This is a genomic window from Serinicoccus kebangsaanensis, assembly GCF_008919445.1.
In the GTDB taxonomy this organism is placed as follows: domain Bacteria; phylum Actinomycetota; class Actinomycetes; order Actinomycetales; family Dermatophilaceae; genus Ornithinicoccus; species Ornithinicoccus kebangsaanensis.
In genome coordinates, this window is sequence record NZ_VSLG01000002.1 from 155,647 (window position 1) to 178,305 (window position 22,659).

22 protein-coding genes and 2 tRNA genes are annotated in these 22,659 nt (G+C 71.1%); 12 read left to right on the top strand and 12 right to left on the bottom strand.

The annotated features are described in order from the left end of the window. Position 1 precedes the first annotated feature (1 nt). Positions 2–139 carry a 50S ribosomal protein L34 gene (gene rpmH / locus FXF60_RS02875; RefSeq protein ID WP_151523761.1) on the bottom strand — a complete coding sequence of 46 codons (138 nt, stop codon included), beginning with the start codon at positions 137–139 and terminating at the stop codon, positions 2–4. A gap of 411 nt (positions 140–550) precedes the next feature. On the opposite strand from rpmH, the gene dnaA reads away from it, so the two are divergent. The 8 genes from dnaA to FXF60_RS02915 all read left to right on the top strand — a co-directional run bounded on the left by dnaA (position 551) and on the right by FXF60_RS02915 (position 12,326). After that, complete coding sequence (gene dnaA, locus FXF60_RS02880) at positions 551–2,059, top strand: chromosomal replication initiator protein DnaA (protein ID WP_151523762.1); 1,509 nt, start codon at positions 551–553, stop codon at positions 2,057–2,059. A 482-nt stretch (positions 2,060–2,541) separates the two neighbouring features. After that, positions 2,542–3,675 (top strand): DNA polymerase III subunit beta, encoded by a 1,134-nt coding sequence (dnaN, locus tag FXF60_RS02885; RefSeq protein WP_151523763.1) that lies wholly within the window; start codon positions 2,542–2,544, stop codon positions 3,673–3,675. Positions 3,676–3,714: 39 nt separating this feature from the next. After that, entirely contained in the window at positions 3,715–4,692 is a 978-nt protein-coding gene (gene gnd, locus FXF60_RS02890; RefSeq protein ID WP_151523764.1) for a phosphogluconate dehydrogenase (NAD(+)-dependent, decarboxylating), read from the top strand. Positions 4,693–4,712: 20 nt separating this feature from the next. Continuing rightward, positions 4,713–5,954: a DNA replication/repair protein RecF gene (gene recF / locus FXF60_RS02895; RefSeq protein ID WP_151523765.1), complete on the top strand. Its 1,242-nt coding sequence runs from the start codon at positions 4,713–4,715 to the stop codon at positions 5,952–5,954. Next, positions 5,951–6,517, top strand: a complete 567-nt coding sequence (locus tag FXF60_RS02900) for a DciA family protein (RefSeq protein ID WP_151523766.1) — start codon at positions 5,951–5,953, stop codon at positions 6,515–6,517. Before recF ends, FXF60_RS02900 begins: the two co-directional genes overlap by 4 nt. A 219-nt stretch (positions 6,518–6,736) precedes the next feature. Continuing rightward, the gene (gene gyrB, locus FXF60_RS02905) at positions 6,737–8,857 is read left to right on the top strand and encodes a DNA topoisomerase (ATP-hydrolyzing) subunit B (RefSeq protein ID WP_151523767.1); all 2,121 of its coding nucleotides are present in this window, start codon (positions 6,737–6,739) and stop codon (positions 8,855–8,857) included. 11 nt (positions 8,858–8,868) lie between these two features. Further along, positions 8,869–11,574: a DNA gyrase subunit A gene (gyrA, locus tag FXF60_RS02910; protein WP_151523768.1), complete on the top strand. Its 2,706-nt coding sequence runs from the start codon at positions 8,869–8,871 to the stop codon at positions 11,572–11,574. Further along, complete coding sequence (locus FXF60_RS02915; RefSeq protein ID WP_238335667.1) at positions 11,571–12,326, top strand: DUF3566 domain-containing protein; 756 nt, start codon at positions 11,571–11,573, stop codon at positions 12,324–12,326. The genes gyrA and FXF60_RS02915 overlap by 4 nt, the downstream gene beginning before the upstream one ends. A gap of 41 nt (positions 12,327–12,367) precedes the next feature. Here FXF60_RS02915 and FXF60_RS02920 read toward each other — a convergent pair whose 3' ends face one another. From FXF60_RS02920 to FXF60_RS02935, 4 genes are all read right to left on the bottom strand, one after another. Beyond that, positions 12,368–13,261 (bottom strand): universal stress protein, encoded by an 894-nt coding sequence (locus FXF60_RS02920; RefSeq protein ID WP_151523769.1) that lies wholly within the window; start codon positions 13,259–13,261, stop codon positions 12,368–12,370. 73 nt (positions 13,262–13,334) lie between these two features. Continuing rightward, entirely contained in the window at positions 13,335–13,568 is a 234-nt protein-coding gene (locus FXF60_RS02925) for a helix-turn-helix transcriptional regulator (protein ID WP_238335668.1), read from the bottom strand. Between the two features lie 5 nt (positions 13,569–13,573). Beyond that, complete coding sequence (locus FXF60_RS02930) at positions 13,574–14,428, bottom strand: ABC transporter permease (RefSeq protein WP_151523770.1); 855 nt, start codon at positions 14,426–14,428, stop codon at positions 13,574–13,576. Further along, positions 14,425–15,357, bottom strand: coding sequence for an ABC transporter ATP-binding protein (locus FXF60_RS02935; RefSeq protein WP_202879533.1), 933 nt, complete (start codon positions 15,355–15,357; stop codon positions 14,425–14,427). The genes FXF60_RS02930 and FXF60_RS02935 overlap by 4 nt, the downstream gene beginning before the upstream one ends. A 131-nt stretch (positions 15,358–15,488) precedes the next feature. Here FXF60_RS02935 and FXF60_RS02940 point away from each other — a divergent pair. The 3 genes from FXF60_RS02940 to FXF60_RS02945 all read left to right on the top strand — a co-directional run bounded on the left by FXF60_RS02940 (position 15,489) and on the right by FXF60_RS02945 (position 15,860). Continuing rightward, positions 15,489–15,565, top strand: a tRNA-Ile gene (locus FXF60_RS02940). A 35-nt stretch (positions 15,566–15,600) separates the two neighbouring features. Further along, positions 15,601–15,741 carry a DLW-39 family protein gene (locus FXF60_RS16650; RefSeq protein ID WP_202879554.1) on the top strand — a complete coding sequence of 47 codons (141 nt, stop codon included), beginning with the start codon at positions 15,601–15,603 and terminating at the stop codon, positions 15,739–15,741. Positions 15,742–15,787: 46 nt separating this feature from the next. After that, positions 15,788–15,860, top strand: a tRNA-Ala gene (locus FXF60_RS02945). Positions 15,861–15,978: 118 nt separating this feature from the next. Here the strand turns inward: FXF60_RS02945 and FXF60_RS02950 are convergent. The 3 genes from FXF60_RS02950 to FXF60_RS02960 form a co-directional block, all read right to left on the bottom strand. Next, a complete protein-coding gene (locus tag FXF60_RS02950) occupies positions 15,979–16,938 on the bottom strand; it encodes an alpha/beta hydrolase (protein ID WP_192796567.1) in 960 nt (319 codons plus the stop codon). A 93-nt stretch (positions 16,939–17,031) separates the two neighbouring features. Beyond that, positions 17,032–17,343 carry an AzlD domain-containing protein gene (locus tag FXF60_RS02955; protein ID WP_151523772.1) on the bottom strand — a complete coding sequence of 104 codons (312 nt, stop codon included), beginning with the start codon at positions 17,341–17,343 and terminating at the stop codon, positions 17,032–17,034. After that, entirely contained in the window at positions 17,340–18,053 is a 714-nt protein-coding gene (locus FXF60_RS02960; protein WP_151523773.1) for an AzlC family ABC transporter permease, read from the bottom strand. The genes FXF60_RS02955 and FXF60_RS02960 overlap by 4 nt, the downstream gene beginning before the upstream one ends. A 75-nt stretch (positions 18,054–18,128) precedes the next feature. Between FXF60_RS02960 and FXF60_RS02965 the strand changes: the two genes are divergently transcribed. After that, on the top strand, positions 18,129–18,665 hold the full coding sequence (locus FXF60_RS02965; RefSeq protein WP_238335669.1) for a helix-turn-helix domain-containing protein: 537 nt from the start codon (positions 18,129–18,131) through the stop codon (positions 18,663–18,665). An 8-nt stretch (positions 18,666–18,673) separates the two neighbouring features. On the opposite strand, the gene FXF60_RS02970 is transcribed toward FXF60_RS02965, so the two are convergent. From FXF60_RS02970 to FXF60_RS02985, 4 genes are read right to left on the bottom strand one after another with little or no spacing between them, the layout of a single operon-like run. Next, positions 18,674–19,228 (bottom strand): NYN domain-containing protein, encoded by a 555-nt coding sequence (locus FXF60_RS02970; protein ID WP_151523775.1) that lies wholly within the window; start codon positions 19,226–19,228, stop codon positions 18,674–18,676. Positions 19,229–19,256: 28 nt separating this feature from the next. Continuing rightward, complete coding sequence (locus FXF60_RS02975) at positions 19,257–20,447, bottom strand: alpha/beta hydrolase-fold protein (RefSeq protein ID WP_151523776.1); 1,191 nt, start codon at positions 20,445–20,447, stop codon at positions 19,257–19,259. Beyond that, positions 20,444–21,451 carry a type 1 glutamine amidotransferase family protein gene (locus FXF60_RS16420; RefSeq protein WP_192796568.1) on the bottom strand — a complete coding sequence of 336 codons (1,008 nt, stop codon included), beginning with the start codon at positions 21,449–21,451 and terminating at the stop codon, positions 20,444–20,446. The genes FXF60_RS02975 and FXF60_RS16420 overlap by 4 nt, the downstream gene beginning before the upstream one ends. Then, on the bottom strand, positions 21,441–22,658 hold the full coding sequence (locus FXF60_RS02985; protein ID WP_151523777.1) for an ATP-grasp domain-containing protein: 1,218 nt from the start codon (positions 22,656–22,658) through the stop codon (positions 21,441–21,443). Before FXF60_RS02985 ends, FXF60_RS16420 begins: the two co-directional genes overlap by 11 nt. Between the last annotated feature and the right edge of the window lies 1 nt (position 22,659).

A 22,659-nucleotide genomic window follows, 5' to 3' on the forward strand; every position in this document is an offset into this window, starting at 1 on the left:
CTCAGGCCGACAGGCTGGAACGGCCCTTGCGGCGCCGCGCGTTGAGGATGCTGCGGCCGGCGCGCGTGCGCATCCGCAGACGGAACCCGTGCTTCTTGGCACGGCGACGGTTGTTCGGCTGGAAGGTGCGCTTGCTCATCGATGCTCCGGTCGGGTGTGGAGGTCAGGTCCGGGGTGCCGGGTCGGCCGCCAACGGAAGCCCATCTCTGCGACACAGAGGTGATGGGCAGGCGAAAGCGGCCGAAAATCGGCCTGGTCCACGGTACGGGAGCGCATCGGCACCGGTCAAACCCGCGGCCCGGTGCACGGCAGGGAGACGGTGAACCCCGAATCATCCCGTATGCCCGACCCGCTCGCCGCGGACGACACGCCGACGGTCGCGAAATACTCGAGGCCGACACTTGCGGGTCTCGGGTCGCGCTTGTTAGCGTCGGCGCTTCCGGCACATGTCCACCGTCTCGTCCACACCCTGTGGATAACTCTGTGGACAGCGTCCGTCACCGGCGTCGTACCCGATTTCCTGTCCGTCCGAGAGGGGCTGAGCCCAGCCATGACCCAGCCCTCCACCTCGGACGACCTCTGGCAACGGGTGGTCGCCGAGCTGGAGGCCGGGGGGCTGGGTGCTCGGGAGCGTGCCTTCCTGCAGCTCACCCAGATGGTCGGCCTGCTCGACACCACGGTCCTGCTGGCGGTGCCCTACCAGCACACCAAGGAGATCCTGGAGACGAGCCTGCGTCAGCCGATCGTCGACCACCTCTCCCGCGAGCTGGACCGGGAGATCCGACTGGCCATCACCGTCGACGACGACCTGCGCCAGCAGGTGGAGGACGAGGCTCCCGACGACGGCGGGGCCGAGGACGACGCGCTGGCCCGGGAGTCCCTCACCCGTCCGGCGTCGCAGCCGAGCTCCTCGGACGGCTCCGAGACCGGGACGAAGGACCGCCCCGACCCCCAGGGCGCGTCGACGAACGGCATACCCCGTCCGGCCACCCCGGCCGGCCCGGCGGTGACGGGGGCGGCCGACGAGGCCCGGCTGAACCCGAAGTACACCTTCGACACCTTCGTCTCCGGACCCTCCAACCGGTTCGCGCACGCCGCCTCCCTCGCCGTCGCCGAGTCCCCGGCGCGCGCCTACAACCCGTTGTTCATCTACGGCGAGTCCGGGCTGGGCAAGACCCACCTGCTGCACGCCATCGGGCACTACGCCCGCAAGCTCTACCCCGGGGTGCGGGTGCGCTACGTGAACTCCGAGGAGTTCACCAACGACTTCATCAACTCGATCCGGGACGACAAGGCCGGGGCCTTCCAGCGCCGCTACCGCAACGTCGACTTCCTGCTGGTGGACGACATCCAGTTCCTGCAGGGCAAGGAGCAGACGGTCGAGGAGTTCTTCCACACCTTCAACACGCTGCACAACAGCGAGAAGCAGGTCGTGATCACCTCCGACCAGCCGCCGAAACGGTTGTCCGGCTTCGCCGAGCGCATGCGCAGCAGGTTCGAGTGGGGGCTGCTGACCGACGTGCAGCCGCCGGACCTGGAGACCCGCATCGCGATCCTGCGCAAGAAGGCGGCGCAGGAGGGGATGCAGCTCCCCGCGGAGGTGCTCGAGCACATCGCCAGCCGGATCACCACGAACATCCGTGAGCTGGAGGGCGCCCTCATCCGGGTCACCGCCTTCGCCTCGCTGTCTTCCCAGCCGGCGGACACCGATCTCGCGGCGCACGTGCTCAAGGACATCGTGCCCGGGAGCGACACCGCGCAGATCACCGTCTCGACGATCATCCGAGAGGTCGCGGACTACTTCCAGATCACGATCGACGAGCTGTGCGGCACCTCCCGCTCGCGCACCCTGGTCAACGCCCGCCAGGTCGCGATGTACCTCTGCCGGGAGCTCACCGACCTGTCCCTGCCCAAGATCGGCCAGGAGTTCGGCGGCCGCGACCACACGACGGTGATGCACGCGGAGCGCAAGATCCGGAACCAGATCGGCGAGCGACGCGCCCTCTACGACCAGATCGCCGAGCTCACCGGAAGCATCCGCCGCGCGTCGCAGCGCTGAACGCTCCGTCTCTCCTTGTCCACAGCTGTGGATAACCCTGTGCGTAGTGGCTCAGCGTTCACCTTCGTCACACCCGCCTCGTCCGCGCTGGTCCACGCGCCCACCTCCCCCCGGTCCCGGAGCTGTGCACACGCTGGGGACAACATGCGGATCACCGCAGGTCAGCCTGGGGACGCGAGGTGTGCCGGGCGATCCCGGCTGGGGACCGGTCGGGGCCGTCCCCAGGTGACCGGTCCGGGTCCAGCAGGATGTCCACCCGGCACACACAGGGTGACGCCCGCCGGCGGACGCCGCCCGACCAGCCAGGACGCACCTGCGCAGGCCCGGTTGTCCACAGCATCCACAGCCCCGATGTCGATGACGAGTCCCTCTCCATCGACCGGTGCTCGTCCTGCGTCCCTGGGGACGTGTTGCAGCGCGCTCCGGACGGACGTGGCAGAGTTGCCTCGCAAGACCAACATGTCCGGAAGGTTCGAGGTGTCGTGAAGTTTCGTGTCGAGCGCGATGTGCTCTCCGAGGCGGTGGCCTGGGTCGTGCGTGGCCTGTCCAACCGTCCGCCCGTCCCGGTGCTCGCCGGTGTCCTGCTGACCGCGGATCCGGAGGGGACGCTGACCTTCTCCGCCTACGACTACGAGGTCTCGGCCACCGTCACCGTCGAGGCGGAGGTCGCCGAGGGGGGCCAGGTGCTGGTGCTCGGCCGGCTGCTCGCGGACATCGCCCGCAACCTGCCGGCCAAGCCGGTCGAGGTCTCCACCGACGGCGCGAAGGTGTCCCTCACCTGCGGATCCAGCCGGTTCTCGCTCATCCAGATGCCGGTGGCCGACTACCCGCAGCTCCCGAACCAGTCGGAGACCAGCGGGTCGGTCCCCGGTGACGCGTTCACCCAGGCCGTCACGCAGGTGTCCATCGCGGCCGACCGCGGCGACACGCTGCCGATCCTCACCGGGGTGCGCGTGGAGATCGACGGCGAGAAGATCACCATGCTGGCCACGGACAGGTACCGCCTCGCCCAGCGAGAGCTGACCTGGTCCCCCGGGAGCACCGACGCCGAGCACGTCTGCCTCATCCCCGCGCGGACGCTGTCGGAGACCGCCAAGTCGCTGGGTGCCAGCGCCGCGGTGGACCTCTCGCTCGGCGAGGCCGGGCGCGGTGACGGCCTGGTCGGTTTCGAGGCGGGCCAGCGTCGGACGACGACGCGTCTGCTGGACGGTGAGTACCCCAAGGTCACCTCGATCTTCCCGTCCTCGGTGGACTCCGTGGCCGTGGTGGACACCCAGGTGTTCATCGAGGCGGTGCGCCGCGTAGCCCTCGTGGCCGAGCGCAACACCCCGGTCCGGCTGCGGTTCTCGGAGGGGCAGCTGGCCATCGAGGCCGGCACGGGCGACGACGCCCAGGGCAGCGAGGCGATCGAGTCCACGCTGGAGGGGCCGGAGATCGAGATCGCCTTCAACCCGCAGTTCCTGCTCGACGGGCTGGGGGTGCTCGGCCAGCCCTACACCCGGCTGTCGTTCACCCAGTCCTCCCGGCCCGCGGTCATCTCCGGGCAGGCCGAGCTCGACGGCGACGCCGACGACTCCTACCGCTACGTCCTGATGCCGGTGCGCTTCGCGGGCTGAGGATGCGCACCTGACCACCTCTCGACAAAGGAGCAGCACATGAAGATCGGCATGATCGGGCTCGGCAAGATGGGCGGCAACATGCGCGAGCGGCTGCGCCGCGCCGGGGTCGAGGTGGTCGGCTTCGACCTGGACGAGCAGCTGCGCGACGTCGACACCCTCGAGGAGATGGTGGGACAGCTCGAGAGTCCGCGCGTGGTCTGGGTCATGGTGCCGCACGGCAAGCCGACCAGGTCGACCGTGGAGCAGCTCGGCGAGATGCTGGACGAGGGGGACCTCGTGATCGAGGGCGGCAACAGCCGCTACACCGAGGACCTCGAGCTGGACGCCGTCCTGGAGCCGCTGGGCATCGGCTACGTCGACTGCGGGGTCTCCGGCGGCATCTGGGGTCTGGAGAACGGCTACGGCCTGATGTGCGGCGGGCGCGCCGCCGACGTCGAGAAGGCGATGCCGGTCTTCGACGCGCTGCGGCCGGAGGGTCCCCGTGAGGAGGGCTTCGTGCACGCCGGCGACGTCGGTGCCGGCCACTACGCCAAGATGGTGCACAACGGGATCGAGTACGGCCTGATGGCGGCCTACGCCGAGGGCTACGAGCTGCTCCAGGCCAAGGAGATCGTCAAGGACGTCAAGGGGTGCTTCCAGGCCTGGAGCCGCGGGACGGTCGTGCGCTCCTGGCTGCTGGACCTGCTGGTCAAGGCGTTGGAGGAGACGCCGGACCTGGAGGGCGTCAGCGGCTATACGACCGACTCCGGGGAGGGTCGCTGGACGGTCCAGGAGGCGATCGACAACGCGGTGCCGATGCCGGTCATCAGCGCGGCCCTGTTCGCCCGGTTCGCCTCGCGGCAGGAGAACTCCCCCGGCATGCAGGCCGTCGCGGCGCTGCGCGGACAGTTCGGCGGGCACGCCGTGCAGATGCTCGACGACGAGGACACCCGCGACGCGGACCAGCCCGAGGTCCACGGCGGCGCGGAGCCCAAGCACGACGAGGGCCTGGCTCGGCCGGGCGACGACTCCTAGCCCACGCCCTCCCGACGACGGTGCATCTGAGCCATCTCGGCATCGCCGACTTCCGCAGCTACCCTGCCGCCGAGGTCGACCTCGGTCCCGGGGTGAGCGTCCTGCTCGGGCGCAACGGCCAGGGCAAGACGAACCTGGTCGAGGCGGCCGGCTACGTGGCCACGCTGGCCAGCCACCGGGTGGCGCAGGACGCCCCGCTGGTGCGGGCGGGTGCCGACGGCTCGGCCATCATCCGGGCCACCGTGCACCGGGACGGCCACGAGTCGCTGGTCGAGCTGGAGATCGTGCCCGGGCGGGCGAACCGGGCCAGGCTGAACCGCTCGCCGCTGACCCGGCAGCGGGACGTCCTGGGGACGCTGCGCACCGTCCTCTTCGCCCCGGAGGATCTCGCGCTGGTGAAGGGCGACCCCGGTGAGCGTCGTCGGTTCCTGGACGACCTCCTGGTGGCGCGGCAACCTCGGTGGGCCGCCGTCCGTGCCGACTACGACAAGGTGGTGCGCCAGCGCGGTGCGCTGCTGAAGCAGGCCGCCCACCTGTGGCGCGCCCCGACGCGACGCACGGGCGGGCCGCGGCTGGCCCCGGGGGAGAGCCTGGAGGAGGGGCGCGCGGCCGCCCTGGCGACGCTCACCGTCTTCGACGACCAGCTGGCGCAGATCGGGGCCGCCCTGCTGTATGCCCGGCTGCGCCTGCTGCGGGACCTGCGCCCCTACCTGGAGCAGGCATACCGCACCATCAGCGACAGCGGGACGCACGCCGACGCCGCCTACCGCAGCTCTCTCGCACCGGGGTCGCCGGTCGCCGAGGCGGTGGCGGCCGGGCAGGTCCCGGAGCAGGCGGAGCTCGCGGCCGCCATCCTGGAGTCCGTCGAGGCCGTGCGCACCCAGGAGCAGGAGCGGGGGGTATGCCTGGTGGGACCGCACCGGGATGACGTGCTGCTGGCCCTGGGAGACCTCCCGGCGAAGGGGTATGCCAGCCACGGCGAGTGCTGGAGCCTCGCGCTCTCCCTCCGGCTGGCCGGCTTCCACCTGCTGCGGCACGACCTGGGCACCGACCCGGTCCTCGTGCTGGACGACGTCTTCGCCGAGCTGGACTCCGGTCGACGGGAGCGGCTGGCGGACCTGGTCGCGGACTGCGAGCAGGTGCTGGTCACCGCGGCGGTGGCGGCGGACGTGCCGGAGCGGCTGCTCGGGGACGGGGTCCGGGTCTTCGAGGTCACCCTGGGCTCGATCACGTCGCGGTCCGGTGCCGGGGCGAGCGCATGAGCGGGGAGTCCGGCCCGGACGGCGGGACGGAGGGCACGGGCGGCGAGCCGGGCACGGACCCCCGGGAGGAGTCGATGGGCGCGGCGCACGAGGCGCTGACCCGGGCGCGCCGGACGGCGCGCGGCCGAGGGCTGCGTCCGGGGCCGGCGGGCCGCAGCCGCCGTCGGACGGGCACCCCGTCGGCGCAGGAGCCCGGGACGGACGGGCGACGCGACCCGCAGCTGCTCGGTGACGAGGTGGACCGGTTGGTGGCCGGCCGGGGGTGGGTGGACGACGTGCAGGTGGGTGGCGTGGTCGGCCGCTGGGGCAGCATCGTCGGTGACCAGGTGGCGGCGAACGTCGAGGTGGTGGCCTTCGAGGGGAGCACCCTGACGGTCCGCGCGAGGTCGACCGCCTGGGCCACCCAGATGCGGCTGCTCACCTCCACGGTGCTGCACCGCATCGAGGAGACGATCGGCGAGGGGGTCGTCAGCGAGATCGTGGTCCAGGGCCCGGCGGGACCGCACTGGCGCAAGGGACCGTTGTCCTCGGGAGGGCGCGGTCCGAGGGACACCTACGGCTGAGTCACCCCTCGCGCGTGGGGGGACTCGTGATCAGGGGTCGCGTCGCTCACAGCGGCGTTCATGGGCCGGCAACGAGGGATCGCCCTGTGCACAACTCGGATTCCCCGGCCGCAGAGGGTAGACTGAGACGTCTTTGCCACATCCACCCGAGGAGCCCCCTTGTCCACTGCCGGACCAGAGCACGGCACCCGTCCAGACGGTGACGCGGAGGACCCGACGATGCCGCAGCTCCCGGAGGCGGCAGCACGGTCCGGGGACCCGGAGTCGCTGGCCACGGCCTCGGCCTACGACGCGTCGGCGATCACCGTCCTCGAGGGCCTGGAAGCGGTCCGCAAGCGGCCGGGGATGTACATCGGCTCCACCGGCGCCCGGGGCCTGCACCACCTGGTGTGGGAGATCGTGGACAACGCCGTGGACGAGGCGCTGGCCGGCGAGGCGGACCAGATCGACGTGACGCTGCTGCCGGACGGTGGGTGCCGTGTCGTGGACAACGGGCGAGGCATCCCGACCGACATCCACCCGGTCGAGAAGAAGCCCGCGGTCGAGCTCGTCCTGACCCAGCTGCACGCCGGCGGCAAGTTCGGCGGTGGCGGCTACAAGGTCTCCGGCGGGCTGCACGGCGTGGGTTCCTCGGTCGTCAACGCGCTGTCCGGGCGACTCGACGTCGAGGTGCGCCAGCGGGGCAAGGTCTTCACCCAGACCTACCACCTCGGGGTGCCGCAGGCGCCGCTCGCCGAGCGTGAGCCGACCACCGAGGCGGAGCGTGCCACCGGCACCACGATCACCTTCTGGCCCAGCGACGACATCTTCGACACCGTCGACTTCGACTACGAGACGGTCCGGGCGCGGTTCCAGCAGATGGCCTTCCTCAACAAGGGGCTGACCATCGCGCTCCGGGACGAGCGGCCGAGCAGCGTCGAGACCGACGTGGACGCCCTGGACGACGACCCGATCGACGGCGAGGGTGAGGAGGACACCGACGGTGCCACCCCCGGTGTCGAGCACGGGGGTGAGGGCGCGGCGGCCTCCACCACGGTGCGCCACCACACCTACCGCTACGACCACGGTCTGCTGGACTACGTCACCTACCTCAACAAGTCCAAGCGCAGCGAGCCGGTGCACGAGGAGGTCATCGCCTTCGAGAGCACCGACACCGACCGCATGCTCAGCCTCGAGATCGCGATGCAGTGGACCGGGGCCTACACCGAGGCGGTGCACACCTACGCCAACGCCATCAACACGCACGAGGGGGGCACCCACGAGGAGGGCTTCCGGTCGGCCCTGACCAGGATGGTGAACGACTTCGCCCGCGAGCAGAAGCTGCTCAAGGAGAAGGACCTCAACCTCACCGGTGACGACATCCGGGAGGGCCTCACCGCGGTGATCAGCGTCAAGCTCGGCGAGCCGCAGTTCGAGGGCCAGACCAAGACCAAGCTGGGCAACTCCGAGGTGCGGGGCTTCGTGCAGACCGCGATGTACGAGGAGTTCGGCCACTGGCTGCAGGCCCATCCCCGGGAGGGCAAGGAGATCGTCGGCAAGGCGGTCCAGGCGGCGACGGCGCGGATCGCGGCCCGCAAGGCGCGCGACGCGACGCGGCGCAAGGGGTTGCTGGAGTCGGGCGGGTTGCCCGGCAAGCTGCGCGACTGCCAGTCCAACGACCCCACGATCTCCGAGGTCTTCATCGTCGAGGGCGACTCGGCCGGTGGGTCGGCGGTGCGCGGCCGTAACCCGCACAACCAGGCGATCCTGCCGATCCGCGGCAAGATCCTCAACGTCGAGAAGGCGCGGCTGGACAAGATCCTCGCCAACACCGAGGTGCAGGCCCTGATCAGCGGGTTCGGCACCGGCATCGGCGAGGACTTCGACATCTCCAAGGCGCGCTACCACAAGATCGTGCTCATGGCGGACGCCGACGTCGACGGCATGCACATCCGCACCCTGCTGCTGACCCTGCTGTTCCGCTTCATGAAGCCGCTGATCGAGGCCGGCTACGTCTACCTGGCGCAGCCGCCGCTCTACCGGATCAAGTGGACCAACGCCGAGCACCAGTTCGCCTTCACCGACCGGGAGCGGGACGCGCTGGTCCAGGAGGGGTCGGGCAAGGGGTGGCGGCTGCCCAAGGACACCGGTGTGCAGCGGTACAAGGGTCTGGGCGAGATGGACTACAGCGAGCTGTGGGACACCACCATGAACCCGGACACCCGCGTGCTGCTGCAGGTGTCGCTGGAGGACGCCGCCAAGGCGGACGAGATCTTCGCGATCCTCATGGGCGAGGACGTCGAGTCGCGCCGCGCGTTCATCCAGCGCAACGCCCGTGACGTCCGTTTCCTCGATATCTGAGCTAGGAACCCATGGCTGACGACGACCAGACCCCTGACCTGCCCGAGATCCCGGACGCGACCGGCGCGGCCCAGAGCGCGGACGCGGCGCTGGAGGCCGCGGTGAGCGGTGGTGACGGCGGCGACCGCATCGAGCCCATCGACCTCAACGCGGAGATGCAGCGCAGCTACATCGAGTACGCGATGAGCGTCATCGTCTCGCGCGCGCTGCCGGACGTGCGGGACGGGCTCAAGCCGGTGCACCGGCGGGTGCTCTACGCGATGTACGACGGCGGCTACCGTCCGGACCGCGGCTTCAACAAGTGCGCCCGCGTGGTCGGCGACGTGATGGGTCACTACCACCCGCACGGTGACGGCGCGATCTACGACGCGCTCGTCCGGCTGGTGCAGGACTGGTCGATGCGGCACCCGCTGGTGCAGGGGCAGGGCAACTTCGGCACGCCGGGCGACGACCCGGCCGCGGCCCCGCGCTACACCGAGTGCCGGATGCACCCGCTGGCGATGGAGATGGTGCGGGACATCCGCGAGGACACCGTCGACATGGTCGACAACTACGACGGCAAGACCCGTGAGCCGTCGGTGCTGCCCGCACGCTTCCCGAACCTGCTGGTCAACGGGTCGGCCGGGATCGCCGTCGGGATGGCGACCCAGATCCCGCCGCACAACCTGCGCGAAGTGGCGGCCGGCGCCCAGTGGCTGCTGGACCACCCGGAGGCCACCCGCGAGGAGCTGCTGCAGGCGCTGCTGGAGATCATCCCGGGCCCTGACTTCCCGACCGGCGCCCTGATCATGGGCAAGAAGGGGATCGAGGAGGCATACCGCACGGGGCGCGGCTCGATCATCATGCGGGCCGTGGTCGAGGTCGAGGAGATCCAGGGGCGGACCTGCCTGGTGGCGACCGAGCTGCCCTACCAGGTCAACCCGGACAGCCTGGCGAAGAAGATCGCCGAGCTGGTCAAGGACGGCAAGCTCACCGGGGTCGCCGACCTGCGCGACGAGACCTCCGGGCGGACGGGCCAGCGGCTGGTCATCGTGCTCAAGCGGGACGCCGTCGCCAAGGTCGTCCTCAACAACCTCTACAAGCACACCCAGCTGCAGCAGTCGTTCGGGGCCAACATGCTGGCCCTGGTCGACGGGGTGCCGCGGACACTGCCGATCTCGGCCTTCATCCGGCACTGGGTCGAGCACCAGGTCGAGGTCATCGTGCGCCGCACGCAGCACCGGCTGCGTGAGGCGGAGAAGCAGATCCACGTCTTCCGGGGCTACCTCAAGGCGCTGGACCAGCTGGACGAGGTCATCGCGCTCATCCGGCGCAGCCCGTCCGCCGACGACGCCCGCTCCGGGCTGATCGAGCTGCTCGACATCGACGACCTGCAGGCGCGCGCCATCCTCGAGCTGCAGCTGCGTCGCCTGGCCGCCCTGGAGCGGCAGAAGATCATGGCCGACCACGACGAGCTCGAGGCGCAGATCCTGGAGTTCGAGGACATCCTCGCCAAGCCGGAGCGGCAGCGGGAGATCATCTCCACCGAGCTCGCCGAGATCGTCGACAAGTTCGGCGACGACCGGCGCACCACGATCGTCCCCTTCGACGGCGACATGTCGATGGAGGACCTCATCCCGGAGGAGGACGTCGTCGTCACCATCACCCGGGGCGGCTACGTCAAGCGCACCCCGGTGCGCGAGTACCGCGCGCAGAACCGCGGTGGCAAGGGTCGTCGTGGTGCGGCGCTGCGCGCCGACGACGTGGTGCAGCACTTCTTCGTGACGAGCACGCACCACTGGATGCTCTTCTTCACCGACCAGGGCCGGGTCTACCGGTCCAAGGCGTACGAGTTCCCCGAGGCCGGGCCGACCGGCAAGGGGCAGCACGTCGCCAACCTGATGGCCTTCCAGCCGGACGAGACGATCCGCTCGGTGCTGCCGCTGCAGGACTACGAGCAGGCCCCCTACCTCCTGCTGGCGACACGGAACGGCCTGGTCAAGAAGTCCCGGCTGCCGGACTACGACTCACCGCGCTCCGGCGGGCTGATCGCGGTGAACCTGCGCGAGGGCGACGAGCTGGTCGGCGCGGCGCTGGCCTCGGGCGACGACGACGTGCTGCTGGTCTCCAGCGGTGGGCAGTCGGTCCGGTTCCCCGCGGCGGACGACACGCTGCGCCCGATGGGCCGGGCGACCTCCGGGGTCACCGGGATGAAGTTCCGCGGCGATGACCACCTGCTGTCCATGCAGGTCGTCGCGCACGGCGCGGACCCGTTCGTCTTCGTCGTCTTCGAGTCCGGCATGGCCAAGCGCACCCCCGTCTCGCAGTACCGCCGTCAGGGCCGCGGCGGGCTGGGCATCAAGGTGGCCAAGGCCACCGAGAAGGCCGGCCAGGTGGTGGGTGCGCTGCTGGTCGACGAGACCGACGAGGTGCTGGTGCTGACCGAGCGCGGCAACGTCGTCCGCTCCCGGGTCGGTGGTGAGAACGGCGTCCGCGTCACCGGCCGGGACACCAGCGGCGTGATCTTCGCCCGGCCGGGCAGGGGGGATGCGATCGTCGCGGTGGCGCGCAACGCCGAGGCCGCCGGTGAGGACGAGCTCGAGGAGGCGGTGCAGGAGCAGGTCGACGGCGCGGATGCCGCAGGCGCGAGCACCGATGGCGTACCGTCGAGTCAGGCCGATGACGCCGCGTCGACCGCCGACGGCGACACCGAGAGCACTGAGGGAGATGGAGCATGAGCAGCACGACGGGCTCCTCGGGGCAGGCTGCGTCCTCCACCGACGAGACGCAGGTGCACGACAAGGCCGGCTCCACGGACGATGCTGCGAAGGGTTCCGGGGCGGCCGGCGACCGGCAGTCCTCGGGCGAGGAGCGCTCCGCCGCGGCCAAGATGAAGGACGGTGCGCTCGCCCGCACCGCCCAGGGCCGTGACCTCGCGGCCCGCAAGGCGCGTGCCCTGCGCGGCGCGACGGCCGGGCTGGCCTCAGGGTCCGCCGCCGGGGCGAGCGCCGGCCGCGGAGGCTCCGCGCGGGGCAACCCCCCGCGCGACGGTGCGCCGTCGAGCACCGCACGCACCTCGGGCAACCGTCCCTCGGCCAGGCCCGCTCCGCGACGTGGTGGGCCCCGACGGGTGCGGCTCACCGCCCAGCGGATCGACCCCTGGTCGGTCCTGAAGATCAGCTTCCTGGTGTCGGTGGCACTGGGCATCTCCGGTGTCGTCATGGTGGCCGTGCTGTGGACGGTGCTGTCGGGGATGAACGTCTTCTCCACGATCAACGACTTCCTCACCCAGATCACCAGCGGCGAGGCCAGCGGTCCGACCATCGACCTCACCGACTACCTCGGCTTCAGCCGGGTGATCGCGCTGGCCGCGGTGCTCGGCGTGCTCAACGTCTTCCTGCTCACCGCGCTCGCCACGCTGTCGGCCTTCCTCTACAACATCTGCGCGGCGTTGGTCGGCGGCGCCCAGGTGACGCTCTCCGACGAGTAGGCGTGGGCCGGGCCGGTGAGTCGGCCGGCCCGGTGATCCTCTCAGCGCACGATGTGCACGGGGATCTCGCTGAGGTGCAGGATGTTGCGGGTCGTCGATCCCAGAAGGAAGGACGACAGACGTCCCGAGCCGCGGTGACCCAGGACCAGGAGGGCGGCGTCGCCCGAAGCCTCGATCAGGTTCTCGTCGGCGCGTCCGCTCGGGGTGCTGGTGGTGACCGACACCTCGGGGTAGGAGGTCGCCACCTGCCCTACCGCGTCCCGGGCACGTTGGTCGGCCTGCTCCGCGCGGAGCTCGAGGGTCTCCTCCATGAAGCGGGTGCCGTCCGGGCTCATGCCCCACGGATCGGGGGTGGGTCGCTCCCAGCTGCTGACGACCAGCAGGTCGGCACCCCAGGTCTGGGCGATCGACGCGGCGACCTCCGCGGCTCGCTCGGACTCCGGCGAGCCGTCCACACCGACGACCACCGGTGCCTGCGGGCCAGGCATGGTGCTGGCCCCTGGCACGACGGTGACCGGGCATCGGGCATGACCGGTGATGCCGTAGGCCGTCGCGCCCAGCAGGCTGCTGCGGATGCGGCCGAGTCCGCGAGAGCCCACGACGACACCTCGTGCCCTGGCCGACGCCTCGTCCAGGGCCTGACGCGGCCCGAGGAGCGAACCACGCGCGGCGACGTGGATGTCGGGTTGCTCCTCCTGCGCCAGCCGGGCGCCCTGCTCGGCGAGATCCACGGCGCGCTGCTGCTCGGTGCCAGGATCCCAGAGGCCGGCGGCCTCGTCCTGCGCGTAGACGATGCGGTCGGCGGCGTGCAGGACCGTCAGGGGCGTGTCGGTCCGGACCGCGTGCGCGGCGGCCCACCGCACCGCGTCCTGTGCGCTCGGCGATCCGTCGAAGCCCACCACGAGTGGGCGGGTGGTGTGTTCCGAGTCAGCCATGATGATCACCTCTCCGTTTATACTACTTAGTATAGTAGATAGAGCTGGCTATGTCGTCCAGTGTGGGTTTCGCTCAGCTGCCGATCCGGGGGAAGGGCGATCGGCTGAAGACCGTCTCGACCGTCACGTCGAAGAACTCGGCGATCTGCAGGGCGAGGACCAGCGACGGGCTGTACTCCCCGCGCTCCAGGTAGCCCACCGTCTGGTAGTGCACGCCGAGCGCGTCGGCGAGGTCGCGACGGGTGATCCCGCGCTCGACCCGCAGCATCGCGATCCGGTTGTGCAGCGGCGTGGACTCGCTCGGCACGGAGCTCAGTAGCCCTTCGCCAGCACGCGCTCGCGCGCCGCCTGCACCGTGCTGCCCGACTGCCGACGCGCCATCCGGCGCAGCAGCACCGGGGCCACGAGCAGTCCCACCACCGCCCAGCCGAGCAGCACCAGCAGGGCGAGGGCCAGCCGGAACTCGCCACCGATCTCGGCCGCAGCCGCGCTCTCCGGCAGGACGATCGAGCGGACCGCCACCCCGATCCAGTAGAGCGGGCTGAGCTGGGCCAGCCACTGCAGCGGTGCGGGCCAGCCGCCGACCGGGTAGAACACCCCGGAGAGCGCGGCGACGGCATACATCGTCATCATCGCCCACGCCAGGCCGATCATGGTGCGGAAGACCGACCCCAGCACCGCCCCCCACGGGAGCATGGTGGCCACGCCGAGCAGGAAGACGAGGATGAGCAGCACCCAGCCCGGGACGTCCCGGGGCATGACCTCGGGCAGGAAGATGGCCGCCCCGACGATCGCCGGCAGCATCGGGATGAGCGCGTCGAACGGCGCCACGAGGAGCTTGGCCAGCAGGTGACCGCTCATGCCGTGCGGCACCGCCTTGGCCCGCAGCAGGGTGCCGTCCTCACGCTCGGCCTGCAGCTCGCCGGCGACCCCGAGGACCGCCGCCGAGATGACGCCGAAGGCGAGGAAGCCGCTGAAGATGTAGCCGCTCGCGCCGACCTGGGCGGCGCCGAACTCGGCGTCACGCAGGAACCACAGCACGACGAGGACGACCAGCGAGACGACGATGACGCTCAGCCCGGCGGCGGAGGTGTACTTGCGGACCAGGGTGATCCGGGCCTGCCGGGCGGCGGCCGCGAGGACGGCGGTGGGGATGGTCTGGCTCATCGCAGGGCCTCCAGCGCGGTGGTGTCCAGCTCACCGGTGGCGGCGTCGTCGGCCTCGGAGCGGCGCACGATGTCGAGATAGACGTCCTCCAGGGAGGCGGCGCGCACCTCGAGCACCTCGACCTCGCCGGGGCGGCTGCCCAGGACCTGCGTGAGGTATGCCGTGGGGTCCGGCTCGGCGTGCACGGTGACCTGACCCGTGGCGCGGTCCCGCAGCCGCACCTCGCTGGACCGGGAGAGCTCGAGCCGCAGCGCGTCCGGGGTGCCGTCGGCGACGATCCGGCCCCCGGCGAGGATGAGCAACCGGTCGGCGATCTTCTCCGCCTCGGCGAGGTCGTGCGTCGTGACGAGGACGGTCGTGTCCAGGTCGGCCAGGTCGGCGACGAGGTCGTGGATGTCCCGTCGCCCGGCCGGGTCGAGGCCGGTCGTCGGCTCGTCGAGGAAGAGCAGCTCGGGTCGCCCCACGAGGCCGATCGCCACGTCGAGCCGGCGCCGCTGACCGCCGGAGAGCTTGTCGATCCGCGCGCTCGCGTGCTGAGCCAGGCCTACGCGGGTGAGCAGCTCCTCGGTCGGCCACGGCCGCGGCACCGCCGCGGTGGCGTAGGGGCCGTAGTAGCCACCGATCACCTCGATGAGGTCGCGGACCTTCCAGGTGCCGTGGTCGCGCCAGCTCTGCAGCACCACGCCGACCCGGGCCCGCCACGCCTCCGGCGCCGAGGTCGGCGTCTGGCCGAGCACCGTGACCTGACCGCCCGAGGGCTGCCGGAATCCCTCCAGGATCTCCACCGTCGTCGTCTTGCCGGCCCCGTTCGGCCCGAGCAGGGCGACGACCTGGCCGCGCTCGATGGACAGGTCGACGCCGTCCAGCACGAGGTTGTCCCCGTAGGCCATGGTGAGGTCGCGGCAGTCGACGACCGGATCGTGCGGCATACCGGTGAATGTAGTATGAATGCTACATTTCGTGCAAGACCCACTATCTCGTTCCCGCTGCCGCGATCGCGATTTTGGTGGCGCTCTGGCGCGTGGGGTAACCTCGATCTTCGCGTGCGAGACACGTGTGAGGGCCTATAGCTCAGTCGGTTAGAGCGCTGTCCTGATAAGACAGAGGTCACTGGTTCAAGTCCAGTTAGGCCCACCACCCGCCGGCCGACGTCGACCCGGATGCAGGAGTTGATGGAACAGATGAAGCGCCTTCTCATGGTGGCCGCTGCCGCGGCCGGACTGGTCGCCCTCAAGCGGATGCAGGACCAGCAGGCCGAGCGCGAGCTCTGGGCCGAGGCCACCGACGACGTGCCGACCCAGCCGGGTCAGTAGTCTGGCCGCCCGGCGCGCTGCCGGGTGACACAACTGCATACCCCTCGGGGGCGTGGCGCAAGTGGTAGCGCATCTGCTTTGCAAGCAGAGGGTTGTCGGTTCGAGTCCGGTCGCCTCCACCCGAGCACAGAGGCCCTCCAGGGGATTCGGGGAGGGCCTCTGCCGTGCCCGTACTCCGGATAGCTGATGATGGTCTCGATGACTCGCTCATGTCCGGGCCGTTGCTGGTCGACCGACTCAGTCAGCAGTCGCGTCGTCGAGCAGCTCCAGCGTCGCCCGGACGATGTGGTCCTGCGCCACCTCGCGCGCCACCCCGGGTGTCCCGTCGCCCGGCTGCTCGCCGTAGTCGCCGAAGAACGCATGCACCCCGCCGCTGATCTCGATTACCGAGGTCCGCGGCGGAAGCAGGTCCAGGCTCGCCTCGATGTCCGCCGGTGTTGCCAGCCCGTCCTCGCTCCCGAAGATCGTGCTCACCTCGAGGTCCTCCCGCGCGCTCAGGTCCCCGATCGGGTATGCCGCCCACAGGACGAGCCCGTCGACCTCACCCGGGTGCTCCTCGGCATACGCCGACGCGGCGACCCCGCCGAGGCTGTGCCCGCCGATGCTCCACCGGTCCACCTGCGGATGGTCGGCGATGATGTCGCCGGGCGCTCCCAGTGCGGTGAAGCCGACCGCGAGGGGCTGCTTCACGATCACGACGAGGTGTCCCTGCCCGGCGACCTCGGTGAGGACCGGTAGGTAGGCCCGCGGGTCGACGCGGGCACCCGGCTGGAAGACCAGGCCGTCGGTCAATCCCTCACTGCCGGGCGTCAGCGTGATCCGTGTGGAGCTGTCGGTGACGGTGACCCGTTCTGTGCCCGCCGTGAGCGCTGCGGCGTCGGGGGTCGCGCTGAAGGGCCGCAGCCAGGCCACCGCCGCCAGCACGAGCACCGAGATCGTGACCAGGACGACGCGCGCGAGGACAGGGAGCCAGGCCGGTCCGCGGCGGGTGCCACCCGCGCGCTTCCGGGGGCGCAGGCTGAGCGCCAGCAGCGCCAGTCCGGCGACGCCGACCAGGGTCACGAGCAGCAGGTATGACGGGTGTCCGGCCAGCAGGACCCCGGGTCGCGTCAGCCAGACCCATGCGGCCACGGCGACGCCGGCCAGGCCCAGCACGAGGGGGAGCCAGGCCACCGGTCGGGTGCTGGTCGTGGTCACCTGGCGATTCTCAAGCCTGGCACCACCCTGGGCAAGGTTGTGCACGACATGCACGAGTCTCGACGGTGCATCCGGTGCAAACCCTTGCCCAGGTCAGGGCAGCCCGGCCAGCCGGCCCAGGGCGGCGGCCAGGGCTCCCGCCACGACCACGACGAGGAAGGGTGCACGCATCCGGAGCGCCACGATCGCCGCGCCCAGGGCCAGCAGGCGCGAGTCGAACGCCAGCCGCTGACCGTCGCCCACGGCATTCATCATCACCAACGAGGCGAGCAGGCCGACCGTCATGCACGCGGAGATCCGGACGAGGGCCGGGGACTCCAGGATCCGTTGCGGCACGAGATAGCCGCTGAGCTTGGTGAGGTAGGCCAGGGCGCAGGCGCCGAGGATCCATAGCCAGAGGGTCATCGCCGCGGCACCTGCTCCGTCGGGCGCGCCTGCTCCCGGCGCAGCTGCCACCCTCCGATCGCGGCGGCCACCGCGGCGGCGACCAGGATCGGGATCCCGGGAGGCACCAGGGGTATGCAGGCCACCGTCACCACCGCGCACACCGCCGCGATCGACCAGGGCTCACGGCCCCGCAGCCGCGGCCAGAGCAGGCCGCAGAAGGCGGCGACGGCAGCGCCGTCCAGGCCCCAGCGCCGGGGGTCCCCCAGCGCGTCCCCGGCCAGGGCCCCGACGAGGGTCATGAGGTTCCACAGCAGGAAGATCCCCACCCCCGCGGTCCAGAAGCCGCGCGCCCGCTCGCGCGGGTCCTCCTGGGCCAGGGCGGTCGCCGTCGACTCATCGATGGTCACCTGCGCGGCCGCGAGACGGCGCCATCCTCGCGGCCGCAGCAGGGCGTTCATCTGCATGGCGTAGACCCCGTTGCGCAGGCCCAGCAGGGTGGACGCCCCGGCCGCGGACGCCGCCGATCCCCCGCCCCCGAGCACGCCGATGAAGGCGAACTGCGACCCACCGGAGAAGGTCAGCAGGCTCAGCGCGCAGACCTCGAGCACACCGAGCCCGCTCGCCGTGCCCAGGGCGCCGAAGGAGACGCCGTAGGCGCCGGTGGCCACCGCGATCGACAGCCCCGCCCGGACGGCGGGACTGTCGCGCACCAGCCCGGCCACAGTCATACCGTTAGGATGCAGACCATGGGTAGTGTTCGTCAAACCGAACATTTCGATCGGGATAGAGAACGCGGCCAGGCGGTGAGCCGGCTGGCGGCGGCGGTGCGTGGCGAGCGCGAACGGGCCGGACTGAGCCTGTCCGAGCTGGCCCGGCAGGCGGGCATGGCCAAGTCCAGCCTGTCCCAGCTGGAGGCCGGGCACGGCAACCCCGGCGTCGAGACCGTGTGGTCGCTGGCCACCGCCCTCGGGGTGCCGTTCTCCGCGCTCATCGACCCGCCGCAGCCCGAGCGGGCGCTCATCCGCGCCGGGGAGGGCGACCCGACCCGCTCCGACCTGGCCGACTACACCGCCCTCGTGCTCTCGCACAGCCCGCCGCACGTGCGCCGCGACCTCTACCGCATCGAGGCCGAGCCAGGGGCGGTGAAGGTCTCCGAGCCGCACGCCGCGGGCACGGTGGAGCATGTCGTGGTCATCTCGGGGCGGGCCAGGGCCGGCGACCAGGCGGACCCGGTCGAGTTGGGTCCGGGTGACTACCTGCGCTACCCGGGGGACCAGCAGCACGTCTTCGAGGCCCTCGAGCCGGGCACCAGCGCGGTGCTCGTGTCACAGCAGCGCTGAGGTCCGGGTCAGAGGAACTGCATCGGGTCGAACTCCTCGATCGGGATGATCCGCAGCCGGGGCAGGGTGGTGTTGAAGGCCCGGGTGTCGTGCTCCAGGTCGAAGAACTCCATGCCCTCGGCCACGAGCTGGTGGAATCCCGAGTTGCGGAACTCCTCGAACGCGATGAGCCCCACCCGGCGGTCGCCGTCCAGCAGCGGGGTGACGGCCTCCAGGAAGTCGCCGTCGTGGCTCACCAGCATGACGTTGTCGGGCCGTTGCGCCAACGCCTCCAGCGTGCGCTGGATCGCGATGTCGACGACCTTCTCCTCCGCCGTCCCGGACAGCGGCACCGGGACGTAGCCGAGCGCGCGCAGGGCCTGGACGAAGGACATCGGCAGCCCGCTGCTGGCGTTGAGGAAGAACAGGCCCTTGGCGCTGTGCCCCCACGTCTCCTGGGTGAAGGTGAGCAGACGGTCCCAGCGCGGCCGCTCCTCCGGCTGCGGGCGGCGACCCAGGATCGAGTTGCCGAGGGTGGCGTCGATGTTCTCCCCGTCGACGAGCAGATAGGTGAGGCGCTCCATGACTGCGGCTTTCTGTCGATATATCAGTTCATTCGTAGACAAGCTTCTGCGGCCCCGGGAAGATCCAGGACAGCCCGTCCCGCAACCGGTCCCGCCAGTTCTCCCACGAGTGCCCGTCGCGCGACTCGACGTACTGCACCCGCGCCCCGGTCGACTCGAAGACCGGGACCATCGACCGGTTGGGCACGATGAGCGGCTCGTAGACCCCGCAGGTGACGAACATCCGCTCGGCGACCCGGCGGGGACTCTCACGGTAGCGGTTCATGAACTTCACCACCGGGTCGAAGGCCGGGCCACCTCCGTGGTCGGAGCCGATGTCGGTGAAGACGAACGAGCCCGACTGCAGGAAGAGGTTGTCCCACGCGCCGGGGTTGCGGGCGGCCGTGGACAGCGAGGCCACCGCACCGAAGCTGGCGCCCATGAGGCACCGCGCGTCCGCGCGCCGGATCACCGGCAGCTGCTCCTCGATCGCCGGCAGCAGCTCAGTGGTGAGGTGCCGGGCGTGCGGGGCGTAGTTCGGGTACTCCCGCAGCCGGTCACCGGGGTTGGAGAAGACCACGATCGTCTCGGCCATGTCGAGGTCGTGGATCAGGTTGTCCAGCACGGTCCGCATCGCGGCGTACTCGAGGTAGTCGTCGCCGTCGTGCACCACGAGCAGGGGATAGTGGCTGCTGCGCCGGAACCGCGCGGGGAGGTAGACCCGGTTGTGCGTCGTGCGCCGCAGCGCCTTGCTCTGCAGGGTCAGGTCGACCAGCTCGCCGGGGCGGGCGTCCGGCTGCGGTGTGACCCACTCCGGCGTCCGGTATCCCGCGGCCTGGCACACGCTGGAGGACCCCACCGGGCTGTGCGCGACGTGCGGGTTCAGCGGGTCGTTGAAGGTCTCGACCGCCTCCCCGACCCGGACCTCGATCTGGTACTCCACCCGGGACGCCGCGGGCAGCTCGATGGTGACGTACCACAGCGGCACGGTCGGCCCGGGCGCGTCCACCCGCTTCATCGGCACGTGCTGCGGCTGGTTCACGATCCGGTGCCGCACGGCGACCGCGTCGGCCTCGCCGCGGTAGAGGAAGGTGCACTTGGCCCCCTCGACGACGGGCACCTCGCGATCGGCCAGGAACCGGGAGATCACCTCGTCGTCCAGCTTGCGCGCCCGCAGCTGGTTGATCGCCAGCTTGCCCTTGTGCCGCGGCGGCAGGGGGTATGCCTGGGGCTGGCTCATCGGGCACCGTCCTCCGCGCTGAAGACCCGGGCGCCGTCGGGCACCCGCCCGGTCGCCGTCAGGGTGACCTGGTCGCCCCGGTCCAGCGGCAGCGCGAGGCGGGGACGGCAGCGGCTGACCAGCGTCTGCATCCGCAGCGGGTCGGTGACCGCCAGCCGGTCCGCCGCCGAGGGCAGGGTGACCAGCCCGCGGGTGAGACCCAGGCCGTCCATGAGCATCTCCGCGACTCCTGGTGCGACCACCGAGTCGTCGTAGAACAGCAGCACCCGCTCGGTGAGGGCCATCGCGCCGGCCCCCCAGGCGACGACCGGCCGGTCGACCCGCGCGTGCACCCCCGACGGGTCGGTCTCGTCCTCGACCGCGTGCGCCAGCACGGGGGCCAGGTTGAACATGTGCAGCGTGCCCAGGAGGACACCGACGTGGCCGCCGGTGATGACCACGGCGTCGCAGCCCTCGACCAGCCGGCCGACCTCCGTCCGCCCGCGGACCACGGCCTCCCGCTGCTCCGGGGCGTGGACGGCGTAGAACTCCTGGTGCAGCTCGGCCACCCGGGCGACGTGCCGCTCGTCGAGGTCGCGCATGATCCCCAGCACGTCCTCCACCGCCATCCGGTGCACCCGCACGTCCCGGGGCTGGTGGCCGCGGATCCGGGCCAGGGCGTCGACCGCGTGCTGCAGGCCGATCACATACAGCTCCTGCATCTCGGTGAGGATCTGGCGGCGACGCCGGTCGGCCCGCTCCAGCTCGGGGTCGTCCTCCCAGATCTGCTGCATCCGGCGCCACAGGCCGAGGTTGACCGACTGCCCCCCGAGCTGCTGCACGAGAAGGGCGTCGTCGTGCTCCCGGTCCCGCCAGCCCGCGGTGATCGTCGCCACCCGCGCCGTCGCCAGGCCCAGCGACGTCATGACCTGGTCCAGCTGCGGGTCCCGTTGCGGGCCGAGCAGGGTGATGCGCGGATCGGACCTCGCGTCGGGGGCGGTGGGGGTGTCGGCCTCAGCCGGCATGGACGTGCACCGTGCGCCCCACGTCGTCGAGCATGCCCCGGAGCGCGTCGAAGTCCGGGTGCCGCATCCGGATCCACGCGTTGGCCATGAAGCCCGCCTCGACCGGCTGCGTGCCGGTGCCGGCCACCGGCACGTGCGCGTCGATGATCCACCGGCCGTAGCGGTTCTCGATGTCCTCCAGGCCGCTGTAGCCGGTGATGACACCGTCCCGGTCCGGCCGCAGCGCCACGATGCCGGCGCTGTGGCTGCGGCTCGCGTGCTCGCGCACCTCGCCGTGCACCACCGCCTGGGCCCAGGCGGTGTAGACGTCCATGTCGTTGGCCGCGCAGTAGAGGTCCCAGCACCCCACCCCCGGCGGCCGGCAGCCGATCTCGGAGAACTTCAGGCCCTTGGGTCCGTGGAACCACTCCATGTGGGTGGCGGAGGTGCCGATCCCGAGCGCCTCGTTGACCCGGTGACCCATCTCCCGGATCTCGTCGTAGAGGCCGCCGCCGTCGATCCGGTTGGTGGCCACGAACTGCGGCGAGATCCACCGGGTCCGCATCGCCTCGAGGACGCCGGGGAAGTAGTGCGAGGCGAAGTCGACGGCGATCCGGCCGTCCACCGAGACGGTGTCGTAGAACCCCTCGTGCCCCTCGATGAACTCCTCCACCGCGATCGAGGAGTAGCGGCCCATCCGCTCCAGCGCCGCGGCGAGCTCGGTGTCGTTGTCGACCCGCACGGTGTCGGCCGCCCCGGCGGCGTCCCGCGGCTTGAGGATGAGGGGGTAGCCCACCCGCCGGGCGAAGTCACGGACCTGGTCGGCGTCGTCGGCGCCGGTCGACGCGGCGGTCGGCACCCCGGCGGCGCGCAGCGCCTCCTTCATCGACGGCTTGTCGCGGCACAGCCAGGTGGTGCGCACCGAGGTGCCGGGTATGCCCAGGTCCTCGCGGACCTGGGCGGCGACCAGCTGGTGCGACTCGATCGTCGACTCCATCCGGTCGACCCACACCATGGACTGCACCCGGCGCACGGCGTCGGTCATCTGCCGCCGGTCGGTGACCGAGCCAACCTGCTCGTAGTGCACCATCCACGACTTCAGCTGGTCGTCCAGGTAGTCCAGCGGGGTCTCGCCGATGCCGATGACGTTGGCACCGGTCCCCGCGAGGGCCCGGGCGAACTCACGCTGGTTCTTCGGGAAGTGCGGCTCGACGAGGACGATGTTCACA

Bases quoted from the DNA above. Each gene is read 5' to 3' on its own strand.
- rpmH (WP_151523761.1), bottom strand. From the start codon at position 139: ATGAGCAAGCGCACCTTCCAGCCGAACAACCGTCGCCGTGCCAAGAAG.
- dnaA (WP_151523762.1), top strand. From the start codon at position 551: ATGACCCAGCCCTCCACCTCGGACGACCTCTGGCAACGGGTGGTCGCC.
- gnd (WP_151523764.1), top strand. From the start codon at position 3,715: ATGAAGATCGGCATGATCGGGCTCGGCAAGATGGGCGGCAACATGCGC.
- FXF60_RS02900 (WP_151523766.1), top strand. From the start codon at position 5,951: ATGAGCGGGGAGTCCGGCCCGGACGGCGGGACGGAGGGCACGGGCGGC.
- gyrB (WP_151523767.1), top strand. From the start codon at position 6,737: ATGCCGCAGCTCCCGGAGGCGGCAGCACGGTCCGGGGACCCGGAGTCG.
- gyrA (WP_151523768.1), top strand. From the start codon at position 8,869: ATGGCTGACGACGACCAGACCCCTGACCTGCCCGAGATCCCGGACGCG.
- FXF60_RS02915 (WP_238335667.1), top strand. From the start codon at position 11,571: ATGAGCAGCACGACGGGCTCCTCGGGGCAGGCTGCGTCCTCCACCGAC.
- FXF60_RS02920 (WP_151523769.1), bottom strand. From the start codon at position 13,261: ATGGCTGACTCGGAACACACCACCCGCCCACTCGTGGTGGGCTTCGAC.
- FXF60_RS02930 (WP_151523770.1), bottom strand. From the start codon at position 14,428: ATGAGCCAGACCATCCCCACCGCCGTCCTCGCGGCCGCCGCCCGGCAG.
- FXF60_RS02935 (WP_202879533.1), bottom strand. From the start codon at position 15,357: ATGCCGCACGATCCGGTCGTCGACTGCCGCGACCTCACCATGGCCTAC.
- FXF60_RS16650 (WP_202879554.1), top strand. From the start codon at position 15,601: ATGGAACAGATGAAGCGCCTTCTCATGGTGGCCGCTGCCGCGGCCGGA.
- FXF60_RS02955 (WP_151523772.1), bottom strand. From the start codon at position 17,343: ATGACCCTCTGGCTATGGATCCTCGGCGCCTGCGCCCTGGCCTACCTC.
- FXF60_RS02960 (WP_151523773.1), bottom strand. From the start codon at position 18,053: ATGACTGTGGCCGGGCTGGTGCGCGACAGTCCCGCCGTCCGGGCGGGG.
- FXF60_RS02970 (WP_151523775.1), bottom strand. From the start codon at position 19,228: ATGGAGCGCCTCACCTATCTGCTCGTCGACGGGGAGAACATCGACGCC.
- FXF60_RS02975 (WP_151523776.1), bottom strand. From the start codon at position 20,447: ATGAGCCAGCCCCAGGCATACCCCCTGCCGCCGCGGCACAAGGGCAAG.
- FXF60_RS16420 (WP_192796568.1), bottom strand. From the start codon at position 21,451: ATGCCGGCTGAGGCCGACACCCCCACCGCCCCCGACGCGAGGTCCGAT.